Here is a 20,494-nt window from a genome sequence, read left to right on the forward strand (position 1 = left end):
CTTTCCTTTCTTACGTCCGCATATTGGCGCCGTTGGCGTCATAGGCGGGCGCGCCCAGAACTTCCGCATCGTAGAACGCGCCCAGGATTTCGACCTGAAGCCTGGTTCCCGGAGCGGCACTCTCGGTTGCGACATAGCCCATCGCCATCGACTTGCCGACGCGGTGGCCATAGCCGCCGGACGAGACATAACCAACCGCTTCGCCATCTTTCAGGATCGCTTCGTCATTCGAGACGTCGATGCCGTCCACGTCGATGGTCATGGTGACCAGCTTGCGGGCAACGCCATCTTCCTTGAACTTCAGCGTCGCTTCCTTGCCGACAAAGTCTTTCTTCCAGTTGATGAAGACATCCATGCCGGATTCGACCGCGTTGAAATCAGGACGGAAATCGGTGGTCCAGACGCCCCAGCCTTTTTCAAGACGCAGCGACATCAGCGCGCGCGCGCCGTACCAGCAATAACCCAGATCGGCCCCGGCCTCTTCGATCGCCTCGGCCAGACGCAGCAGGTACATCGGCTTGCAGTAGATCTCAAAGCCCAGCTCGCCCGAGAACGAGATACGGTTCAGGATCACCGGCACGCCGCCCACGAAGGTCTGGCGTAGATCGCGGAACTTCAGCGCATCGGCGCTGACGTCGTCGCGGGTGATAAGGGCCAGCAGTTCGCGCGACTTGGGACCCGACAGAGCGATCCCATGCCAGTCATCCGAGACATTCGCATAGCTCACATCCGCAGGCAGGTCCTTTTCGAACCAACGGCTGTGTGCGTCCTGCATCGTGCCGGAACCGAACAGCATGAAGTGATCGTCACCCAGGCATGCCACGGTCAGGTCTCCGTACAGGCGGCCTTTTTCGGTCAGCATTGGGGTCAGCGCCAGACGGCCCGGTTTCGGGACGTAGCCGGCCAGAGTGCGGTTCAGATATTCACGCGCGCCAGCGCCCTTGAACTCGTGCTTGGCAAAGTTGGCAATTTCGATACCGCCCACGGCCTCTTGCACGGCTTTGACTTCGCGCGCGACATAGTCGTGGCTGCGGTTCCGCTCGAAAGTCGGCGTTTCATGCGCGTCTTCGGCACTGTCGGCAAACCACAGAGCGTTTTCCAGACCAAAGCCTTGCCCCATCACGGCGCCTTTTTCGACCAGACGGTCATAGAGCGCGGTGGTTTTCTGCATCCGGCCTTTGGGCAGCGTTTCGTTCGGGAAGGTCATCACGAAACGACGCTCGTAGTTTTCCGAGGACTTGATGGTGCCCCAGTCCGGCGTTGCGAACTCGCCAAAGCGCGCCACGTCCATCGCCCAGACGTCGATCGAGGGCTCGCCGTCGATCATCCATTCGGCCATGGTCAGACCAACGCCGCCGCCCTGACAGAAGCCTGCCATGACGCCCACGGCGACCCAGTAGTTCTTCATGCCCGGAACCGGACCGATCATCGGGTTGCCATCGGGGCCGAAGGTGAACGGGCCGTTGATGGTGTCCTTGATACCGGATTCGCCAATGGCGGGGATACGCTCGAACGACATTTCTAGACGGTCGGCGATACGGTCGAGATCGGGTTGCAGCAACTCGTGGCCGAAATCCCATGGTGTGCCATCGACCTTCCACGGGGTCGATTTCGGCTCATAGGTGCCCAGAAGCATGCCGTGGCGTTCCTGACGGAAATAGATGTTGGCCTCATAGTCGATGCCCGCGGGTAAACGACCGGCTTCGCCCATGCTCTCCATGCGGTCCTTGATCATCGGGATCGCGTCGGTGATCAGATAGTGGTGCTCCATCGGCTGTACCGGCAGATGGATGCCCGACATATGGCCCACTTCGCGCGCCCAGAGGCCGCCGCAGTTCACAACCTGCTCGGCGTTTATGACGCCTTTGGGGGTGGTCAAATCCCAGCTTCCATCGGGGCGCTGGCTCATCGAGGTTACACCGCAATGGGTGAAATACTGCGCGCCGTGGTGACGGGCGGATTTGGCGAAGGCGTAAGTTGCGCCCGAGGGATCGACATCGCCATCCTGCTCGTCCCAGAGGGCGGCGTGATAGTGTTTGGGGTCGATCAGCGGGTGACGCTCGGCCAGTTCCTGCGGGCTGATGAATTCCTGATGCAGGCCCATGTAGCGCGCTTTCGAGCGTTCACGCTTGAGGTAGTCGTACCACTCCTTGGTCGACGCCGCGTAGAAACCGCCGGTGATATGCATGCCGACCGAGTGGCCCGAGGTTTCCTCAATCTCTTTATAGAGATCGATGGTATAGCTCTGCAGGCGCGAGATGTTGGGATCCGAACTGATCGTGTGGATCTGACCCGCCGCGTGCCAGCTGGATCCGGATGTCAACTCGTCACGCTCCAGCAAGACAACGTCTTTCCAACCGAACTTGGCCAGGTGGAAGAGGATCGAACAGCCGACGACGCCGCCGCCAATGACAACGACCTTGGCGTGGGAGGGCAGCTTTTTACCAGACGTGGTTTCGTCTTTTTGAATCTCAGGCATGGGAATTTCCTGTGTCGTTTTCTTGTGGTGATGGGGAAAGGGGGCTGTCTGCCCCCTCTTGAGCCTGCGGCTCAATTCACCCCTGAAGGTATTTCTGGCCAGATGAAGGGATCCCGGTTTTAGTACCAGGCGTCCGGGATCTCTTCTTTGCGTTTGGCCACATAGGCGGCCAGTTCGTCTTTCTTGGCCTCGTCCATTGCGGGGGGTTGGTATTCGCTCAGCATCTGGTTCCAGCGCTCATAGGCGCGGCGGCGCATGTCCTTGGAGCCGCCCTCTTCCCAGCTTTCGACGTTTTCGCTGTCGCTGAGCTTGGGTTCGTAGAATGCAGTCTGGTAGTTGCGCATGGTGTGGGCGCAGCCGAGGAAGTGACCGCCTGCGTCGACCTCGTCATAGGCGTCACGGGCGAAGGCGTCGTCACTGGTGTCCAGCCCTTGACTGAGGACTTTTTGGTATGAGCCAAGACGGTCTGCATCCATGATTAGCTTTTCAAAACCGGTACACAGGCCACCGTCGAGCCAACCGGCCGAGTGCAGAACGAAGTTTGCACCGGCCAGCATGGTCGAATGCATCGAATCCGCCGATTCATAGGCGGCCTGCGCGTCTTCGATCTTGGAGGCCGTCAAAGAGCCACCGCAGCGCAGCGGCAGACCGGCACGGCGGGCCAGTTGGCCGATGGCGTAGTTCGAAATCACAGGTTCCGGCATACCAAAGGTCGGTGCACCGGATTTCAGCGACATGGACGACAGGAAGTTGCCCAGAACAAAGGGCGCGCCGGGGCGCAGAAGTTGGACGTAGGCACAGACCATCATCGCCTCGGCCATGGCCTGTGCGACGCTGGCGGCGGTGCTGACCGGACCCATTGCGCCGGACAAGATGAACGGAACCACGATCATGCCTTGTCCGCGCGTCGAATAGACCCGTGCCGCTTCGGTGACAACGCGGTCGACCAGCAATGGAGAATTCGTGTTCACGTTGCCCATAATGACGCAATTGTCTTCCATGAAATCCGCGCCGAAGATGATCTCGGCCATGTCGACACTGTCTTGCGCGCGGCTCATCTCGGTGATGGCACCCAGATGCGGTTTGTCACTGAGGGTCATATGCGCCAACATCATGTCGAGGTGACGCTTGCTGACCGGCACGTCGCAGGGTTCGCAGGTCACGAAACCGCCATGGTGCAGGTTCGGATGCAGGTAAGTCAGTTTCACCAGCTTTTCGAACGCCTCGATATCGCCGTAGCGGCGACCGCCTTCCAGATCACGCACGAAAGGTGCGCCGTAGACCGGCGCGAAAACCTGATTTCCGTCACCTATGACCACCGAACGCTCGGGGTTGCGTGCGACTTGTTTGAAGCTTTTGGGCGCCTTGGCACACAGGCTGCGAATCCATTGCGCGTCGGCCCGTACGATATCGCCTTCGACCCGCGCCCCTTCACGGCGCCACAGCTCCAGCGCTTCGGGGTCGTCGCGGAAGGCGATTCCCACATCCTGGAAAATCCAGTCGACCTGAGCCTCAAGGCGGGCCAGATCTTCCTCGTTCAGGGGGTCAAAGAACGCCAACTTTCGTTGGATATAAGGGGAGGCCGGGACAGAACCAGCCTCGGAACCGCGGGAACGGGATTGACGTGCGCGCCGAGCCATTAATAGCACTCCATTTTTTGGGTGCATATTAACTGCCAAGAAAACGCATGTGACGCTTGAAAATTTGAATGCTTAGCATAAACACAGATTATGCTAGAACTCTGGAAACAGCTTGGATCCCCTCGTAATCTGGTCGTATTCGAGGCCGCCGCCCGCCTTCAGTCCTTTACCCGCGCCGCGCAGGAGCTGAACGTGCAACAACCCGCCGTCAGCGTTGCCATTCGCAGGCTGGAAGAAGGCCTGGGAACACCTCTGTTCACCCGCGGTCACCGTCAGGTCGTCCTGACCGGAGCCGGCGAGCGACTGCTGGCGGATGTCTCGCGCGCGTTCGAGCAATTGGCCCTGTCGGTTGAGTCCATTCAGCAGACCAAACAGGCGGGCTACGTCACCCTCAGCGCATCGACAGCCTTCAACAACTATTGGATCATGCCGCGACTGGTCGATCTGCAAAGCCAGCATCCGAAAATCGACTTGCGCCTGCAATCCAGTGACCGGGAACCGGATATCGACGCGGAAAACATCAGCCTGGCGGTGCGTCTGGGGGATGGAAACTGGGCGGATTGCGAAAGCGCCCTGATCGCGCCCGAGGCGATCTATCCTGTCGCCTCGCCCCGCGTCATGGCCGCCGCAGTTGATCTGAGAAGCCTGCCCAATCTCCTGTCCCAACGCCTCATTCATCTGGAAGAACCCATTCGTCAGCGTCCGAGTTGGAGCGATTGGTTCGCCAATTTCTCGATCAGGACAGCGGTTCCGAACACGGGGTTGCGATTGAATGACTATGCGCTTGTCCTGCAGGCGGCGATGGCCGGTGAGGGCTTTGCCTTCGGCTGGAAACACCTGACCGACCGTCTTGTCGATCAGGGTCTGCTGGCTGCCCGATCCGATTGGCAATGGACGACCGGCAAAGGGTTCTATTTGGTCTGGTCCAAGAAAACCCCTCTGTCCGATGATGCGCGAAAGGTAAGAGATTGGATTTTGCGCACTCTGGACGAGGCTGCCTGAGCACGACACGCCATCGAGAGGCGCGCGCTCTCGCCCCAAATATGCGTCAGGACGCTGCCCGCGGATTCCCACGTCAGTCTAGGGCAAAACCAAAACAAATGGACCTGACGTCAGGGGCGAATTTTTCACAAAATGAACGAATTTCTGTCTTGAAGAAGCAAGGGTTTACGCGTCTACGGAAGGAAAACAGGTTACAGGTTGAAACGAGACTTGAATGCCAGATTTCAGCATCGTCGGCGGCGCATCTACCACATTTACGGACACAACCCCCGGCGGGGGGTTTGTCATCGACTTCAGGCTGCTCGACAACAGCTTCAGCGTGCAGATCAACGGTGTTGATCTTTTTGTCGGCGGCCCCGCCGGAGCACCCAATGAGCTACAGTTCCAGATTAGCGGGACCTCCGGTCAAACCGTGCGATTTGCCGATGGTGATCGATACGAGGTGAATACGCCCGCCGTTTGGCAACTGCAAAACTCGGACACTGATCCTGTTGTCCGGCTCGAGGTGAACCCGGACGGGACCATCGCCCTGTTCGGCGTGAAGTCCAACGATGGCGCCCTTGTTCCGCTGGAATTGTTCAACGGCCTAACCGTCAACACCGACGCAATCGCGGCAGCTTGGAACGAGGATGGTGACAACACCATCGAAATCGATCAGGTCGTGACTGGCCCGACCAATGCGAGCGGTGAATTCGAGGATGTGCCCTGTTTTGCATCAGGAACACTGATCGAAACATCAGAGGGGCTTGTTCGCGTCGAGGACCTGAAGGTCGGCGATCAGGTCCTGACGTATGACAACGGGCTGCGGCCGGTTTGCTGGATTGGCTCTCGTGGCCTGAGCCAAAACCAACTTGAGGACAAAACGCACCTCAAACCCATTGTGATCAGGGCGAATGCGCTGGGTCCTGGCTATCCGCAGCGCGATCTGATCGTGTCGCCTCAGCACCGGATTTTGGTTTCCTCAGCCATCGCCAAACGGATGTTTGACTGTAAGGATATCCTGCTGCCCGCGAAGAAACTGCTGCCGTTGAGCGGTGTCGATGTTTTGGACGACCTGTCTGGTGGAGTTCGGTATCACCACATCCTGTTCGATAAGCATGAGATCATCTGGTCCAACGGCACGCCCACGGAAAGCCTCTTTCTAGGGCCGCTGACCATGCAGGCCATCTCGCCCGAAGCGAGGCAAGAGATCAAAGAGCTGTTCCCGGAATGCGCGGCGATCGATTTTCGACCGCTGACGGCAAGGTTGGTGCCTGGAAAGGGCAAGTGGATTTCGAAGCTTGTCGAGCGTCACCGTGGGAACCGCAAACCCCTGTTCGACGGTCAGGCTGCCCATAACTGAGCAGGGACCCCTGCCCCCTGCAACCTTGCGCTTGGTCCGAACCGAGGTTGCTGGCAGAAAAGGGTTGCTATCACCCCCATCATCAAGCAAGCCTGCATACGCCGAGCAGCCAATCTCGTTGGATGCAATCGATAACAGACCCTTTGATCTGGGCAGATATGAGCCAAGTGACAGTTTCGCCGAACCCCAGAATGAATCACGCCACGCCCGCCCAAGACGAAATCGGCAGGTCCTTGTGAACGGCGGAAATCCTATGCAAGTCCTCAACATTCCGACCGCCGACGGAAACCCCTATCAGCGCAATCTGATGTATCGCTGCGCGACGGACAGGGTCGAGTTTGTCGGCGGCGGCAAAGGCGCACTTCTGAATTTGGATGCGGCCAAACACCCAGTAACCCATCTACATTGGGATGACCGGATCTTTGGTCGTGACGCAGATGCGCAAAACAACACGGACCTTTTGCACAAGGCGGAACTGTCGATTGACAGCTACCGCGCGCAGGGCGGTCGGTTGGTCTGGACCATTCACAACGCCCGCCCGCACAAAGTGATCAGCCTTGACGGTTTTCGCCAAGCCCGCCAATCACTGGTCAAACGGCCCGACGCCATCCACGTTCACGCCCCCCATGCCCGCGATCACATGATCTCGGAATACGGGGCGGACCCGAGCCGTATTCATGTGATTTCCCATCCAAGCTACCTCGGGTCGTACGAGCCGCAAGACATCACGCTGGCGCGCCCTATGCCGGATCGCAAACCAACCACGTTTTTGTTCTTCGGAATGTTTCGAGGAGAAAAAGGGGCAGAGCGCATCCGGGACGCCGCCGCTAAGCTGACAAAGCGGGACTATGACTATAGTCTGAACATGTACGGCAAGGCTTTCGGCAGCCAAAGACGGTTGCTGAGGCGCCTAGGCTGGAATAAGAACATTTCGCTCAGAACCGACCGTATCCCGGATGAAGAGATCCCCGAAATCTTCTCGAACGCGCATTTCTTTCTAGCCCCCTATTCCGAGCTGTTCAGCTCGGGCACTGTTTCACTGGCCATAAGTTTCGGATTACCGATCATCGGCCCTGCCCTGCGCGAAATGAAGGAAATCACGCCGCCGGAACTGCATGAGACAACACTCTATGACCCAAGCTTGCACCGAGGGTTGATCCGCGCCATGATCCGATCGCTGCAGATGGAAACCTCAGAGTATCAGAGGCTGCGACAGGCCTGTTTGAACCATGCGCAAATGCACTCGCCCGAGGTGATAAGCCACAAGCTGATGAACATCCTTCTTGAACACCAACCAGACCGGCCCATGACATGATCGATACCTCGTCTGATCCTTCGCCAACTGTGCGGGCTGAGGGTAGATCTCGCGCAAAAAGAGCTATCTTTGTGTTGGCCGAAGCGAATGTAAAACGGCGTTGTGTGGGTGGATACAGGTTCTCAGAGCTCGTCTCTTTCATGGGTAAGAACGGGTTTGAAATTCTGGATTTCCCCAGACCCATTCGTCAGGAGTCTGATGACTGCGATGTTCTTTTCGCCCGCTATGACAGCGCGCGTTTTGACTTTTGATGCTTTTGAGAACCCCATTGATCCTACACTGCCGAAGGCATGGCAGGTAAATGGTGTGTCAGGACAAGCTTAAGGTTTGAAACCGGCACAACGCATCGCATGATCGGTGCGGTCTTCGCGAAAGGCTAGACAACATATACAATTCCGATTTCATGATTGTATGGTTCAACAAACCGTCCAACGCGACCAGAGGTTAACACCCGGAGGGACCCCGTGCTGAATTTGTCGATCCCCATACCCTTGATATTGGCGGCAATGCTGCCTGCGGTTCTGGACCGATGCTCTGCCTCGGATACGAGCGTGGCCCTAGGTGTTCTGGCACGCGACCGCGTCGCATTGACTGCGACGGCCAGCGAAATCATCGTCGATTTGCCAGTTGCCGAAGGCTCGGTCGTCATGGCCGGAGATACGCTGGTTCAACTTGATCCCACATTGCAGACCGCAAAGCTAAACCTGGCTCAGGCGGAACTGGAAAAAGCAAAAGCCACCCTTTTGAAGCTGCAGGTCGGGCCGCGCGAGGAAGAGATCGCAATTGCCCAAGCCAAGGTCGCCGGGGCTACCGCGCGATTGGCCGATGCTGAAGCAATCTATGAACGCAATGCCCGTTTGGTTGAAAACTCGGTCGTGACCGAGGCGCAGGTCGCAAATGATCTGGCCTTGCGGGACTCTGCGCGTGCCGAATTGGTCGGTGCTCAGGAAACGTTGAAAGAGCTTCAGAACGGCACCCGCCCCGAAGATCTCGCCGTCGCCGAAGCCAACGTCCGCGCAGCCGAAGCGTCGGTTGACGCGGAACAGACCGTATTGGAGGATCTGACCGTTGTCGCAACACGCGACGGCGTCTTGGACTCGTTGCCTTGGAACCTTGGTGAACGGGTGACGACCGGCAGCCCCGTGGCCGTTCTGGTCACGGGGCAGACACCCTATGCCCGCGTCTATGTACCCGAACCGCATCGCGTGAAACTGAAACCCGGCGATACGTTGGAGGTGAATGTCGATGGGCTGGATGCCCCGCTGGACGGCGTGGTCCGGTGGATCAGCGACGACGCGTCCTTCACCCCTTACTATGGTTTGAACCAAGATGACCGGACGCGGCTTGTCTATCTAGCCGAAATTGATCTGCCCACCGCGTCGCCGGACCTGCCTGCCGGCGTTCCAGTGCAGGTTCCCATGCCATGACAGATGTCGTTGTGTCGACACGCGGCCTGACCCGGCAATTCGGAACAAACACCGCCGTCAACGATCTGGATCTTGAGATCAGAACAGGCCAGATCTACGGGTTTCTTGGCCCTAACGGCTGCGGCAAGACAACGACCATGCGTATGCTGACCGGGCTACTGACGCCGACCAGCGGATCCATCTCGGTTCTGGGTCGATCCATGCCCGAAGCGGCAGAACCGCTCAAGAATGAGATCGGGTACATGACCCAGATCTTCTCCTACTACCGCGACCTGACCGTGCTGGAAAACCTCAGGTTCGCGGCGGAAATCTACGGTATCCCTGCAAAAGCAGCGAAAGATCGGATCGACGAGCTGCTACACACATACGACCTGACGACCAACGTAAATCAACTCAGCGGCAGCATGAGCGGAGGTCAGCGGCAAAAGCTGGCCCTTGCGGCCACGATCCTGCACCGGCCTAAACTGCTGTTTCTGGACGAGCCGACCTCGGCCGTTGATCCCGAAACACGCCGCACGTTCTGGGAGCAATTGTTCGATCTGGTCGATCAGGGTGCGACCATGATCGTTTCTACCCACTTCATGGATGAGGCCGAGCGCTGCCACCGCCTGGCCATCCTCCAGCATGGTGTCAAGAAAGCGGACGGATCACCGCGCCAGCTTATGAATGATCTTCAAGCCGACGTTGTGGAGGTCGAAGGCCCGGATCTGCGTAGGGTCAAACATGAGCTGGACGGCACGCCAAAGATATTGTCGACCGCTCAGGTCGGCTCTCGCTTGCGGGTTCTGGTGGACAAGTCCGAACCTCAGCCGGTGGACATGCTGCGCGCCCAGCTTGAGGGGTTCTCTGATCTGTCTCTGACACCCCAGAGGCCAAATCTTGAGGACGTCTTTGTCAGCGCTACGCGGGGGGAAGACCCATGATCTCGGCCCGCCGGATCGCAGCCGTCCTCAGGAAAGAACTGTTGCAACTGCGGCGGGACAGGATGACCTTCGCCATGGTCATCATGATCCCGCTGATCCAGCTATTATTGTTCGGATATGCGATCAACACCAACCTGCGCCACGTGCCTGTGGCTGTTGTTGATCAATCCCAAACCGAGCTGTCCCGCATGTTGACGCAGATGGTTCAGGCCACGCAGGTCGTGACAGTCACCGAGCAACTGACAACCCCACAAGAGGCCGAGCGCGCGATCACGCAATCCCGCGTGCGGGCCGCGCTAATCATCCCTCCGGACGTTAGCCAGCGCCTTGCCCGCAGCCCGTCTGTTGGGCTTGGCTTGCCCAATTCAACAGATCAAACCAGTAGTCGACCTGTTGCGCATTGGATCGTCGATGGCTCGGACACCATGGTGGCAAGCGCAATCAAATCCCTGCGGACAATGCCCTTGACCGAACTGCTAAGGCTGCCTGCTAACCGGCAGGTTCCGACATTTGAAGTGACACTGTATTTCAACCCTGAACAGCGATCCGCAGTCAATATCGTGCCAGGTCTTGTGGGGGTGATCTTGACGATGACGATGATCCTGTTCACCTCCGCCGCGATCGTTCGGGAGCGCGAACGCGGGAATATGGAGATGCTGATCAACACACCGATCAAGTCGATCGAATTGATGCTGGGCAAGATCATCCCCTACATCTTTCTGGGCCTGATCCAGGTCGCGATCATTCTGGGGCTTGGGCATCTTCTGTTTGACGTCCCAATTAACGGAGGGCTGGGCACATTGCTGGTGGTGACGCTGCTGTTCATCATTGCCAGCCTTTCGCTGGGGCTGGTGATTTCCACGCTGGCCCAGAACCAGCTTCAGTCGATGCAGATGACCCTCTTTATCCTGCTGCCGTCCATCCTGATGTCCGGGTTCATGTTCCCGTTCGACGGCATGCCTCAACCGGTACAGATCATCGCACAGGTGCTGCCAGCCACGCATTTTATGGAAATGATCCGAGGCGTGGTTCTGCGCGACGCCTCGCTTTATGATCTGCGCTCGGAGATCCTGTGGATGATCGGCTTTGCCATTTTCGGATTGCTGGCAGCAACATTGAGGTTCAAGAAGCGCCTGGGCTAGCGAACCATCTGGCGCTTGGACTGCGTGTCAGGCGAATCGCCACCCTACCTCGGTTTGCTTTGCAAGCGCTCTGCCGAGAGGCCTCGAAATCGCAGGCGTGTTGTTCAATCCAGAGCCCGAAGCCTTTTTAGCAAAGACGAGGTATCCCAGCGGCCGCCGCCGAGTTTCTGAACATCTTTGTAAAACTGATCGACCAGCGCAGTCACCGGAAGGCTTGCCCCTGTTTCATTTGCAGTATCAAGACAAATCCCCAGATCTTTGCGCATCCAGTCCACGGCAAACCCGTGGTCAAAGTGGTCGTCCAGCATCGTCTCGTACCTGTTGGCCATCTGCCAGCTTCCGGCTGCGCCCTGGCTGATAACCTCGACGACCGCGCGCCCGTCCAGACCGGCTTTCTCGGCAAAGTGCAGGGCCTCGCTCAAGCCCTGAACCAGACCGGCGATCGCAATCTGGTTGCTCATCTTTGTCATCTGACCCGCACCGCTTTCGCCAATCCTACGGCAGATCTTCGAATAGACCTGCATGATTGGCTCGGCCGCGTCGTAAACAGACTGATCCCCGCCGCACATGATCGAAAGGACACCGTTTTCGGCCCCAGCCTGACCGCCCGAAATCGGCGCGTCTACAAAGCCCAAGCCCTGATCCTTCGCCGCCGCATACAACTCGCGTGTGACTTTCGCCGAAACGGTCGTGTGGTCCACGAGCGTAGTGCTTTGCGACATCCCCGAGAACGCTCCGTCTGCCCCCGTGCAAACGCTGCGCAGGTCATCGTCATTCCCCACACAGGTCATGACAAATTCTGCCCCCTCGGCCGCCTTTCGCGGGGTTGCGGCCATTGAGCCACCATGTTCGGCAACCCAGGCTTCGGCTTTGGCTGCCGTCCGGTTGAAAACCGTCACGTCGTGGCCTGCAGCCTGCAAGTGGCCGGCCATCGGATAGCCCATCACTCCCAAGCCAAGAAAAGCAAGTTTAGCCATTAGTTAAATCCTCTACTACACAAGGTCTCGCGGTATTTGACCCGCAAAAAAGGCGTCCAGATTGTCCAAAGCACGAAAGCCCATAGCGTCTCGGGTTTTGGTTGTGGCGCTGCCAATATGCGGCAGCATGAAGATGTTTTCATGCGCGGCGAATTTTGGGTTTCCACCCGGTTCGGTCTTGAAACAATCAAGACCGGCGGCCGCCAGCTTGCCGCTTTCGATTGCGCCCAGCAAAGCGTCTTCGTCAACCAGCGCGCCCCTCGCAGAGTTCACCAGAACCGCGCCGCCAGGCAGTTTTGCCAGATTTTGGGCATCCATAAGGTTCACAGTTTCAGGTGTTGCAGGACAATGAAGCGACAGGAAATCCGCGACCGTCAACAACGTGTCGATGTTGTCGTGATATGTCGCGCCTTGCTCTTGTTCAGGCGACAGGCGGCTGCGGTTGAAATAGTGAACCTCCATATCAAAACCGCGCGCCTTTTCTGCGAACGCGCGGCCCACACGACCCATACCGACAATCCCAAGCCGAGCGCCGGTGACCTGTTTGCCGACCATGAAAGACGGGCTCCAGCTGTCCCAGGCACCGGTGCGCATCAGGCGATCCCCTCGGACCGCGTGCCGCGCCGCGCCCAGCATCAGCAATATCGCAAGCTCAGCCGTGGCATCCGACAGGACGTCAGGCGTGTTTGTCACAACAATCCCCTTCGCCGCCAGCGCCGGAAGGTCGCAGTGATCTACGCCCACTGAATGGTTCGCCAAAATCTTCAGCCTTGGATTGAGCTTTGAAACGACCTCGGCCGAGAAATGTTCCGAGTGACAGGGCATCATCGCGTCGACCTTCGCGCTCATGGCGATGATCTCGTCTGCAGTGCCTGGCGTGTCGGCCTCGTTCAGGATCACGTCATAGCCTTGTCGTGCGCGCGCAATCGTGGCATCGGACACCCGACGCGGTAGCCAGAGAACAGGTCTATCGCTCATGGGGTCAGTCCTTTTTGATCGCGTCTTCCCAGAAATTGTACAGCGCAAGGGCTATCACGAAGACCGCAATACACAAGAATGGAAAACCGCCCCAGAACCCGGCGAACCCGGTCGAGATACTGTGGGCAAGCCCGAGAACGAACACCATCATCAGGCCGGTGCCGATGAGGCCCATGAGAATATTTGTCAGTCGTGACATAGGATTACTCTCCCTTTTATTCTTGCGTTCTGAGGGTTCTTTGAACCCAAGAAGCAGTGCGAAGAAGCCGATCGTCTTCTTCGACCGCGCCGATCAGCTGGACACCAATGGGCAGGTCATTCTGCCCCACCAACAAAGGCAGCGTGAGGCAGGGCAAACCCGCCAGCGTCCAAGTGAGGCAGAAAACGGAATCTCCGGTATGGCCCGCGCTCAGCGGCACGGCTTCACCGGTTGCTGCCGGGGCCAGGATTGCGTCGAATTCATTGAAATACTCGGCAAAGAAGCCCTGAGCGGACGCCATGACGGCCAAGGCGTCTTCATACTGGGCCTCGCTGATATCTCCGCCGCGGGTGATTGCGGATTGCATCTCGGGGCTGAGCTCCGGCCAATGCGCATTCGAGATTTCGGCCATGTTCTGGCGAATCTCAAAGTCATAGATTGTTTTGTGAACGGTGATCAGATCGGCCAGTTGCGGCGATACCGAGAAACGCTCGACCCTTCCACCAAGCCCCTCGATAACGGCGTTCAGCCCCTCAAGCGCATCTGCATCAAGGCGGTCGTTGAACGGAAAATCGAGCCAGGCAATGTTCGGTTCGACCAGAACCTCGGCCTGCGCGCCGGACAGCATATCCGCTCGCGGCCGGGCAAAGCTGGCGGGGTCGCGCTGGTCATATCCGGCGACCACGTCTGTCAGCAGAGCGATATCTTCCAGCGTGTTGGCGAACCCCCCAACGTGGTCCAAAGAGACCGACGTCCTGAAAACCCCATGTCGCGAGATCATTCCGCGCGTGGGTTTGAAACCATAGACGCCGCAGTATGAGGCCGGACGGATGACCGAGCCCCCGGTCTGAGTGCCGATGGCCAGAGGCACATGTCTGGCCGCAACGGCCGCCGCTGATCCGCTGGACGAGCCGCCCGGTGTTCTGGTCGCATCAAAAGGGTTGGTGGTGTCGGTCGGATGCATGAAAGCAAGCTCGGTCGTCTTGGTCTTGCCCATGATAACGGCGCCGGCCTCGCGCAAGCACTCTACGAGCCTAGCATCTGCCTCCGGCTGCCGACCCGAAAAGATCGGTGTGCCCCGCTGCGTGGGCATGTCTTTTGTATCGACAATGTCCTTTAGCCCGATGGGCACGCCGTGCAAGGGGCCTGTCGCCCGTCCGGCCTTGCGAATGCGATCCAGCTCACGCGCCTGATCCAGCGCTACGCCTGCATCCAGATAAGCCCAAGCGCGGATGGTGCTGTCGGTCTCTTCGATGCGTTTGAGACAGTCCTCAACCAATGCTTCGGACAAGATACGCCCGTCCCGAATGCCCTCGGCGGATTCAACCGCCGGGAACAATGACAGATCATGTTTGGTCATGGCACCCAGACCCCGAAGAGGTAGTCAGGCAGCCACAGCGCGATACCGGGGAACTGATACATCAGCACCATGCACAGGATCACGATGGCCAGATAGGGCATCAGACCTCGGAAGATCTCCATCAGCTGGATCTGGTTCTTAAGGACCCCCTTCAAATAGTAGGCCGACATAGCCATCGGTGGTGTCAGGAATGAGGTCTGCAAGTTCAGAGCCACCAGCATCGCGAAGAAATACGGGTTGACGCCAAACGTTTCGAGCATGGGCAGGAAGATCGGCACGAAGATGATCAGAATTTCAGACCATTCAAGCGGCCAGCCCAGCAGGAAAATAATCAGCTGCGCGAGCACCAGGAACTGCCAGGGCTGAAGGTTCATACCAACAACCCAATGCTCGATCACGTCATGCCCGCCGAGATATGAAAAGATCGACGCAAAGGTCCACGAGCCCACGAATAACCAGCACACCATGGCAGTGGCCTTGGCCGTGAGGAAGACACTTTGCTTGACCTTGTCCCAGGTGAGCGACCGGTAGAGCATTGCCAGCACAAGCCCGCCCAAGGCACCCATCGCTGCCGCTTCGGCCGGTGTTGCAAGACCGCCGAGGATTGAGCCAAGCACCAGCAGGATCAAAACGGTCAACGGCACGAACGAGATCAGCAGGTCCATGTAGATCAGCCGTTTTGGCGGAACATCATCCTCCTGCGGTTTGGGGGCCAGCGACGGGTTCAGCCAGACACGCACCATGACGTAAACGATGTAGAGACCCGCCAGCATGAGGCCCGGAAAGACCGCCGCTGCATAGAGGCGCAGAGGAGAAAGCTCGGCAATGGCGGCGTAGACGATCAACATGATCGACGGCGGGATCAGGATGCCCAACGTGCCACCGGCGCAGATCACGCCCGAAGCAAAACTGCGCTGATACCCCGCGTTGGCCATTGCCGGATAGGCCAGCAATCCCATCAGGGTGACAACTGCGCCCACAATCCCCGACGCTGTCGAGAAAACCGCACACGTTAGCAGAGCCGCAATCGCCAGAGATCCGGGCAGGTTGCGGGCCGCCATGTAGAGCGAAAAGAACAACCGGTCGACAATGTTCGCCCTTTCGACCACGTAGCCCATGAACAGGAACAAGGGGATGGCAACAAGCGTGTCATTCTCCATCACCGAATAGGTGTTCTGGTTCAGCAGGTAGAAGATGTTGTTGTTGAAGATGTCCGCAATGCTCTCGGGCGCGGACTGGTAGTAGGCGTAGTACCCGAACGCGACGCCCATGGCGAGCAGTGTGAACGCAATCGGAAAGCCCAACAGCACCAGTACAATAAAGAGGCTGAGCATCAGGATGGCGACTTGTGGGTCAGTCATCGCTGCGACCTCCTTGCTTGGTGCCTGTTGTATGAATTCGGTCGACGGTTGATTCCATCAGCATGTCTTCGGTCTCGCGCACGTCATCCAGACGGTCGAGCCAGACGCCATTTCTCATCGCCAGCCAGCATCTTGCCATCTCGGCAAGCCCTTGCAGCATCAGCAAAACGCCGGCAACCGGGATCAGGGTTTTGAAGAAATAGATCTGAATTCTGGCGGGGCTGTTCCAGCTGACTTCTTCGTAGCGCCAGCTGTCCTTGGCAATTTCCCACCCGTACCAGAACAGGGCAAACATGCCGGGGAAGAAAAAGATGATATACAGAACGAAATCGACCCGCGCCTGCCAGCGGACCGAGAACAGGCGGTACAGCACGTCGCCGCGCACATGCGCGTCTTGCGCCAGCGCATAGGCCCCGGCCATCAGGAACAGGGCGCCATACATCTGCACCATCATATCGAACGCCCAGACGGTCGGCTTGTTCAGCACATACCGGACGAACACTTCGTAGGACACCGAAAGTGTCAGAATTAGGATGCACCAACCGAAGGCTTTGCCGACCCATTGGCTTAGCCCTTCGATGGCGTGGATTGTTTTGATCAAGGTCAGTTCCTCGCCTGTTCCGCCCGCAGTTCAGAAAGCCGCGCACCGGCGCGACCTTCCGTTTTCAATGAGGTGTCAGGCCTCAGCCGAAGTAGTGCTTATACGCCAGCTTGTAGTCCGGCTGGTTGAGGTTGAGGTAGTTCATAACAGTCTTCGCATAGGCCTTCTGGCTGTCGACGACCTTGGCAAAGAACGGATCTTCGTTCGAGATCCTTTCGACCACAACATCCCAAGCCTCGAGCTGAGCCTGCATCACGCTGTCAGGCGTGCGATACACGTTGACGCCCTGCTCTTCGGCCAGCGTTACCAGATCGTCGGCGTAACGCTTGGTGTTGTTCCAGTAGAAGTTCGAGTTCTCGGCCTCGGACGCGTATTTCAGGATTGCCTGAAGCTCGGGCGCAAGCGCGTTGAACTTGTCCTTGTTGAACGTGACCTCGAAGAACTCCTGACTCTGGTGGAACGAGGCCAGGTGATAGTGTTTGGACACGTCCTGCATACCAAAGTCGCGGTCGGATGTGGGGTTGTTGAACTCGGCCGCATCAATCAGGCCGGACTTCATCGCGGGCTGGATCTCGCCTCCGGGCAGCTGCACAACGGACATGCCCATCTCAAGCAGAACATCTGCCGCAAGACCGACTGTGCGATACTTCAGACCGTTCATCTGATCCGAGCTTGTGATTTCCTCTTTGAACCAACCCAATGGCTGTGCGGGCATGGGCGAGTTGAAGAATGAAACAACGTTCAGGCCAAGGATGCCCATCAGCTCGTCAAACAGTTCCTGACCGCCGCCATAGTTCACCCAGCCCAGAACCTCTTGGCTAGACCACCCAAAGCACGGACCCGTACCAAATAGCGATGCTGTTTTGGATTTCGAGTACCAGTAGGCCGGAACGTAATGCGCCGCGTCCAGAACGCCGCGGTGGACCGCGTCCTGCATCTGGCTGGTTTTCACAACCGAATTCACAGGCAGAAGTTCGATCGTCAGTTTGCCACCGGACATTTCGTTGACTCGGTTGACGTAGGATTGCGCGTTCTCAAGAAAGATGCCGCCGCCCCAGGCTGCCTGCATCTTCATTGTCGTTCCTTCCTGCGCATGGACAGCCGGAGCAGCAAGCGCACCAGCACCTACAACAGCGGACCCACGCAGAAAGTTTCTGCGGTTCAAAGATTTTGTCATGTTTCCTCCCTAGACTGGGCCGTCGCCGATATCCCTTCGGCATTGGCACCAAACCCGCCCTCCAGCGGATAGAATCTACGATAAGCCAGATTCGCGATTTTTCAAAATATTTTGGAAACTCTTTCATTTTGAGCGTCAAAATACGAGCAACTAATTGATTTTGCGTTATTTATTATTTTCATTTTTTTGCACTTGCGAACAAGCTAGACTCTTTTCACAACAAGCCAGATGACAAACGCGCCAAAAATGAACGAACCAAAGACAGTTGCAAGACGCGGACGGCCGCGCCTGAAAGCGAATGAAGAAAAGCCCGCAGGTTCTCTGGTCGGGGCGCTGGATCGTGGGATTCGTGTCCTGATTGCCGTCGCAGATGCCCGGGGCGCGACGCTTGTCGACATCGCAAGAACGACAGGCATTCCAACGGCAACGGCGCACCGGCTTCTGACCACGCTTCAACAGCGAGGCATGGTGGTTAACGATGCCGAACATGGTAAGTGGCGCGTCGGACCGCAGGCTTATCGGATCGGCAATACGTTTGAGGAAGCCTCGAATTTGCTGGAAGTCGCGCCAGCCGCGATGCGCAAGCTGTCCAAGGAAACCGGAGAGACCGTGAACCTCGCCATCGAGGAAGGTGGGCAGTTGCTGTATCTGATTCAGGTGGAATCCGAAAACCCGATCCGCGCCTCGATCAAGAACGGAACCGCAGCTTACTTTCACACATCCGGCGTCGGCAAAGCCATCATGGCGTACATGGACGAGGCGGCACTTGAAAAGCTGTTGGCCCCGCTGACACTGGTTCAGCAGACGCCCAACTCGATTACGGACAAACAACAGCTCAAAGACGAGCTGCAGACTTCCCGGCAAAGGGGATGGGCGATCGACGATGAAGAGCGTTTTCCGGGCCTGCGCTGTATCGCAGCGCCTGTCTTCGACTCGTTGGAGAATGTTGTCGCTGGCGTTTCAGTATCTGGGCCCATCACCAGATTCCCCGACAACAAGCTTGAAACCTTGGCCGCGTCGGTTGTTGAGACTGCGGCAAGCATTTCTGAAAAGCTCCGAAATTCCCCACCTCAGAGCTAATTTCTTTGCTTTTTCAACCGTTTTAAGCTTTGGGGGTCAGGACCCGAGGTCACCTCAGACCGAGCCTTTTCTCATTCTGTGTGACAGCGCCTCAGCCCGAAGGTGATGCAGTCGGGGCAGATCTTCCCGCGCGAGATTCCGGGTGCAATCGGGATCATTTTCGACATCAAACAGCATCGGCGCGATATCCGTTGCGAAATGCGCAAGCCGGTACCCGTCTTTCTCAAACGCGAGGGCGCGGCAATGATCAGGTGGGCATTGCCATGCGGTTTCAAAGCGCCCTTGGCCGGTTTCTGATCCAAGCTCAAGCTCGACCATGGCCCCTTGCCCGACGGGTCGGTCGGGCGCCAAGAGGTTGCTGCCCTGCATCTCGGGCGGCGTTGTCGCCCCAAGCGCCGACAGAACCGTCGGGGCAACGTCAATTGACTGGGTCAACACGTCGATATCTTCGGGCGCAAGATCCGGATGCCCGATCATCAGGGGCACGTGCGAGGCGGCGCGGAACGGGGTCTGCTTTCCCCACAGACCAAGATCGCCCAGCATCTCTCCGTGATCGGCGGTCAACACGATCAGTGTGTCGTCCAACTGCCCCACGTTTCGCAACCATTCAAAAATCCGACCGATATGGTGATCGACCTCGGCAGCCAGCCCCAGATATGTGGACCGGCAGAGAGCGATCTGCTCGGGCGTCATGGCATCTTGCTTTCCGTCAAAACCCCAGAACATATCCGCACCGCTTGGGCGGGAATGATAGGCTTCGAAAAAAGGATGCTCAAAAGTGGCCTCAACCGGTGGCGAGATGCCCTGAGGGTTGATCAAGTCGTTATACGGCGCAGGGGCAACAAACGGAGGATGAGGCCGGATATAGGTGACCATGGCAGACCATGGCTGTGATTTGCGCACGTCAAGATGTGCCAAAACCCGGTCGGTCAGATACGCGGTATCACTGTCCTGCGCGTCATAGAGTGCTGGCCCTCCGAAGGTATCGTTCTTAGGTCTGTAGAGCGCGGTCAGGTCGCCCGCATCCGGCACGTCATATCCACGCGATCTGAGATGGGCGAGCCACTCCCACGCTTCCTCGCGCATCTCGGTAACCTCGGTGATCCCTGGGATCGGCCCCGTGTAGGACAGATGCGCCGGGTCATTCGGGTGCAAGCCTTTGGGATCAGGCTGCGTATCTGTATAGCCGAACAGCAACAGCTCTCGCCCAATGGTGCGCAGCGCCGTTGCAAGGTTGGGGATATCGCGCCGCAGCGGAACGCCATTCTGAACCGATCCGTGGTTCATGGCGTATTGGCCCGTTAGCAGGCTTGCACGCGCCGGGCCGCAAGGCACCACAACCGTATGATGGTTGCGGAAATGCACCGATCGTTCTGCGAGAGCGCGAATGTTGGGCAGCGGCACATGCTGACCCAAAGCGCCGGTAAGAAGGTCCGCGCGGAACTGATCGATGACGATGAACAGAAAATTGCGCGGAGCCTTCTTCAACAT

17 protein-coding genes are annotated in these 20,494 nt (G+C 57.9%); 7 read left to right on the top strand and 10 right to left on the bottom strand.

What is annotated here, in order from left to right; translation table 11 throughout:
* Window positions 1–10 precede the first annotated feature (10 nt).
* The gene (locus ACRZ95_RS16390) at window positions 11–2,479 is read right to left on the bottom strand and encodes an FAD-dependent oxidoreductase (protein WP_170680155.1); all 2,469 of its coding nucleotides are present in this window, start codon (window positions 2,477–2,479) and stop codon (window positions 11–13) included.
* A 119-nt stretch (window positions 2,480–2,598) separates the two neighbouring features.
* On the bottom strand, window positions 2,599–4,119 hold the full coding sequence (locus ACRZ95_RS16395; RefSeq protein WP_480555232.1) for a trimethylamine methyltransferase family protein: 1,521 nt from the start codon (window positions 4,117–4,119) through the stop codon (window positions 2,599–2,601).
* A gap of 90 nt (window positions 4,120–4,209) precedes the next feature.
* Between ACRZ95_RS16395 and ACRZ95_RS16400 the strand changes: the two genes are divergently transcribed.
* The 6 genes from ACRZ95_RS16400 to ACRZ95_RS16425 all read left to right on the top strand — a co-directional run bounded on the left by ACRZ95_RS16400 (window position 4,210) and on the right by ACRZ95_RS16425 (window position 11,270).
* Window positions 4,210–5,121, top strand: a complete 912-nt coding sequence (locus ACRZ95_RS16400) for a LysR substrate-binding domain-containing protein (RefSeq protein WP_170661448.1) — start codon at window positions 4,210–4,212, stop codon at window positions 5,119–5,121.
* A gap of 214 nt (window positions 5,122–5,335) precedes the next feature.
* Complete coding sequence (locus ACRZ95_RS16405) at window positions 5,336–6,463, top strand: Hint domain-containing protein (RefSeq protein ID WP_480555234.1); 1,128 nt, start codon at window positions 5,336–5,338, stop codon at window positions 6,461–6,463.
* Between the two features lie 253 nt (window positions 6,464–6,716).
* The gene (locus ACRZ95_RS16410; protein ID WP_170680149.1) at window positions 6,717–7,778 is read left to right on the top strand and encodes a glycosyltransferase family 4 protein; all 1,062 of its coding nucleotides are present in this window, start codon (window positions 6,717–6,719) and stop codon (window positions 7,776–7,778) included.
* Window positions 7,779–8,242: 464 nt separating this feature from the next.
* On the top strand, window positions 8,243–9,205 hold the full coding sequence (locus ACRZ95_RS16415; RefSeq protein ID WP_480555236.1) for an HlyD family secretion protein: 963 nt from the start codon (window positions 8,243–8,245) through the stop codon (window positions 9,203–9,205).
* Entirely contained in the window at window positions 9,202–10,128 is a 927-nt protein-coding gene (locus ACRZ95_RS16420) for an ABC transporter ATP-binding protein (protein WP_170680147.1), read from the top strand. The genes ACRZ95_RS16415 and ACRZ95_RS16420 overlap by 4 nt, the downstream gene beginning before the upstream one ends.
* Window positions 10,125–11,270 carry an ABC transporter permease gene (locus tag ACRZ95_RS16425; protein ID WP_170680145.1) on the top strand — a complete coding sequence of 382 codons (1,146 nt, stop codon included), beginning with the start codon at window positions 10,125–10,127 and terminating at the stop codon, window positions 11,268–11,270. The genes ACRZ95_RS16420 and ACRZ95_RS16425 overlap by 4 nt, the downstream gene beginning before the upstream one ends.
* Window positions 11,271–11,374: 104 nt before the next feature.
* Here ACRZ95_RS16425 and ACRZ95_RS16430 read toward each other — a convergent pair whose 3' ends face one another.
* The 7 genes from ACRZ95_RS16430 to ACRZ95_RS16460 all read right to left on the bottom strand — a co-directional run bounded on the left by ACRZ95_RS16430 (window position 11,375) and on the right by ACRZ95_RS16460 (window position 17,923).
* Entirely contained in the window at window positions 11,375–12,247 is an 873-nt protein-coding gene (locus tag ACRZ95_RS16430; RefSeq protein WP_170680143.1) for an NAD(P)-dependent oxidoreductase, read from the bottom strand.
* A gap of 15 nt (window positions 12,248–12,262) precedes the next feature.
* A complete protein-coding gene (locus ACRZ95_RS16435) occupies window positions 12,263–13,225 on the bottom strand; it encodes a 2-hydroxyacid dehydrogenase (protein ID WP_170680141.1) in 963 nt (320 codons plus the stop codon).
* A 4-nt stretch (window positions 13,226–13,229) separates the two neighbouring features.
* On the bottom strand, window positions 13,230–13,424 hold the full coding sequence (locus ACRZ95_RS16440) for a hypothetical protein (RefSeq protein WP_170380356.1): 195 nt from the start codon (window positions 13,422–13,424) through the stop codon (window positions 13,230–13,232).
* 16 nt (window positions 13,425–13,440) lie between these two features.
* Window positions 13,441–14,784, bottom strand: coding sequence for an amidase (locus tag ACRZ95_RS16445; protein WP_170680139.1), 1,344 nt, complete (start codon window positions 14,782–14,784; stop codon window positions 13,441–13,443).
* Complete coding sequence (locus ACRZ95_RS16450) at window positions 14,781–16,145, bottom strand: TRAP transporter large permease subunit (protein ID WP_170680137.1); 1,365 nt, start codon at window positions 16,143–16,145, stop codon at window positions 14,781–14,783. The genes ACRZ95_RS16445 and ACRZ95_RS16450 overlap by 4 nt, the downstream gene beginning before the upstream one ends.
* Window positions 16,138–16,746, bottom strand: coding sequence for a TRAP transporter small permease subunit (locus ACRZ95_RS16455; RefSeq protein ID WP_170380353.1), 609 nt, complete (start codon window positions 16,744–16,746; stop codon window positions 16,138–16,140). The genes ACRZ95_RS16450 and ACRZ95_RS16455 overlap by 8 nt, the downstream gene beginning before the upstream one ends.
* An 82-nt stretch (window positions 16,747–16,828) precedes the next feature.
* Window positions 16,829–17,923: a TRAP transporter substrate-binding protein gene (locus ACRZ95_RS16460; RefSeq protein WP_170380352.1), complete on the bottom strand. Its 1,095-nt coding sequence runs from the start codon at window positions 17,921–17,923 to the stop codon at window positions 16,829–16,831.
* 246 nt (window positions 17,924–18,169) lie between these two features.
* Here ACRZ95_RS16460 and ACRZ95_RS16465 point away from each other — a divergent pair, with 246 nt between their 5' ends.
* Window positions 18,170–19,003, top strand: a complete 834-nt coding sequence (locus ACRZ95_RS16465; RefSeq protein WP_170680135.1) for an IclR family transcriptional regulator — start codon at window positions 18,170–18,172, stop codon at window positions 19,001–19,003.
* A 54-nt stretch (window positions 19,004–19,057) separates the two neighbouring features.
* Here the strand turns inward: ACRZ95_RS16465 and ACRZ95_RS16470 are convergent, their stop codons facing one another.
* Window positions 19,058–20,494: a sulfatase-like hydrolase/transferase gene (locus ACRZ95_RS16470; protein WP_170556019.1), complete on the bottom strand. Its 1,437-nt coding sequence runs from the start codon at window positions 20,492–20,494 to the stop codon at window positions 19,058–19,060.

Source organism: Ruegeria sp. AI3, from assembly GCF_056541245.1.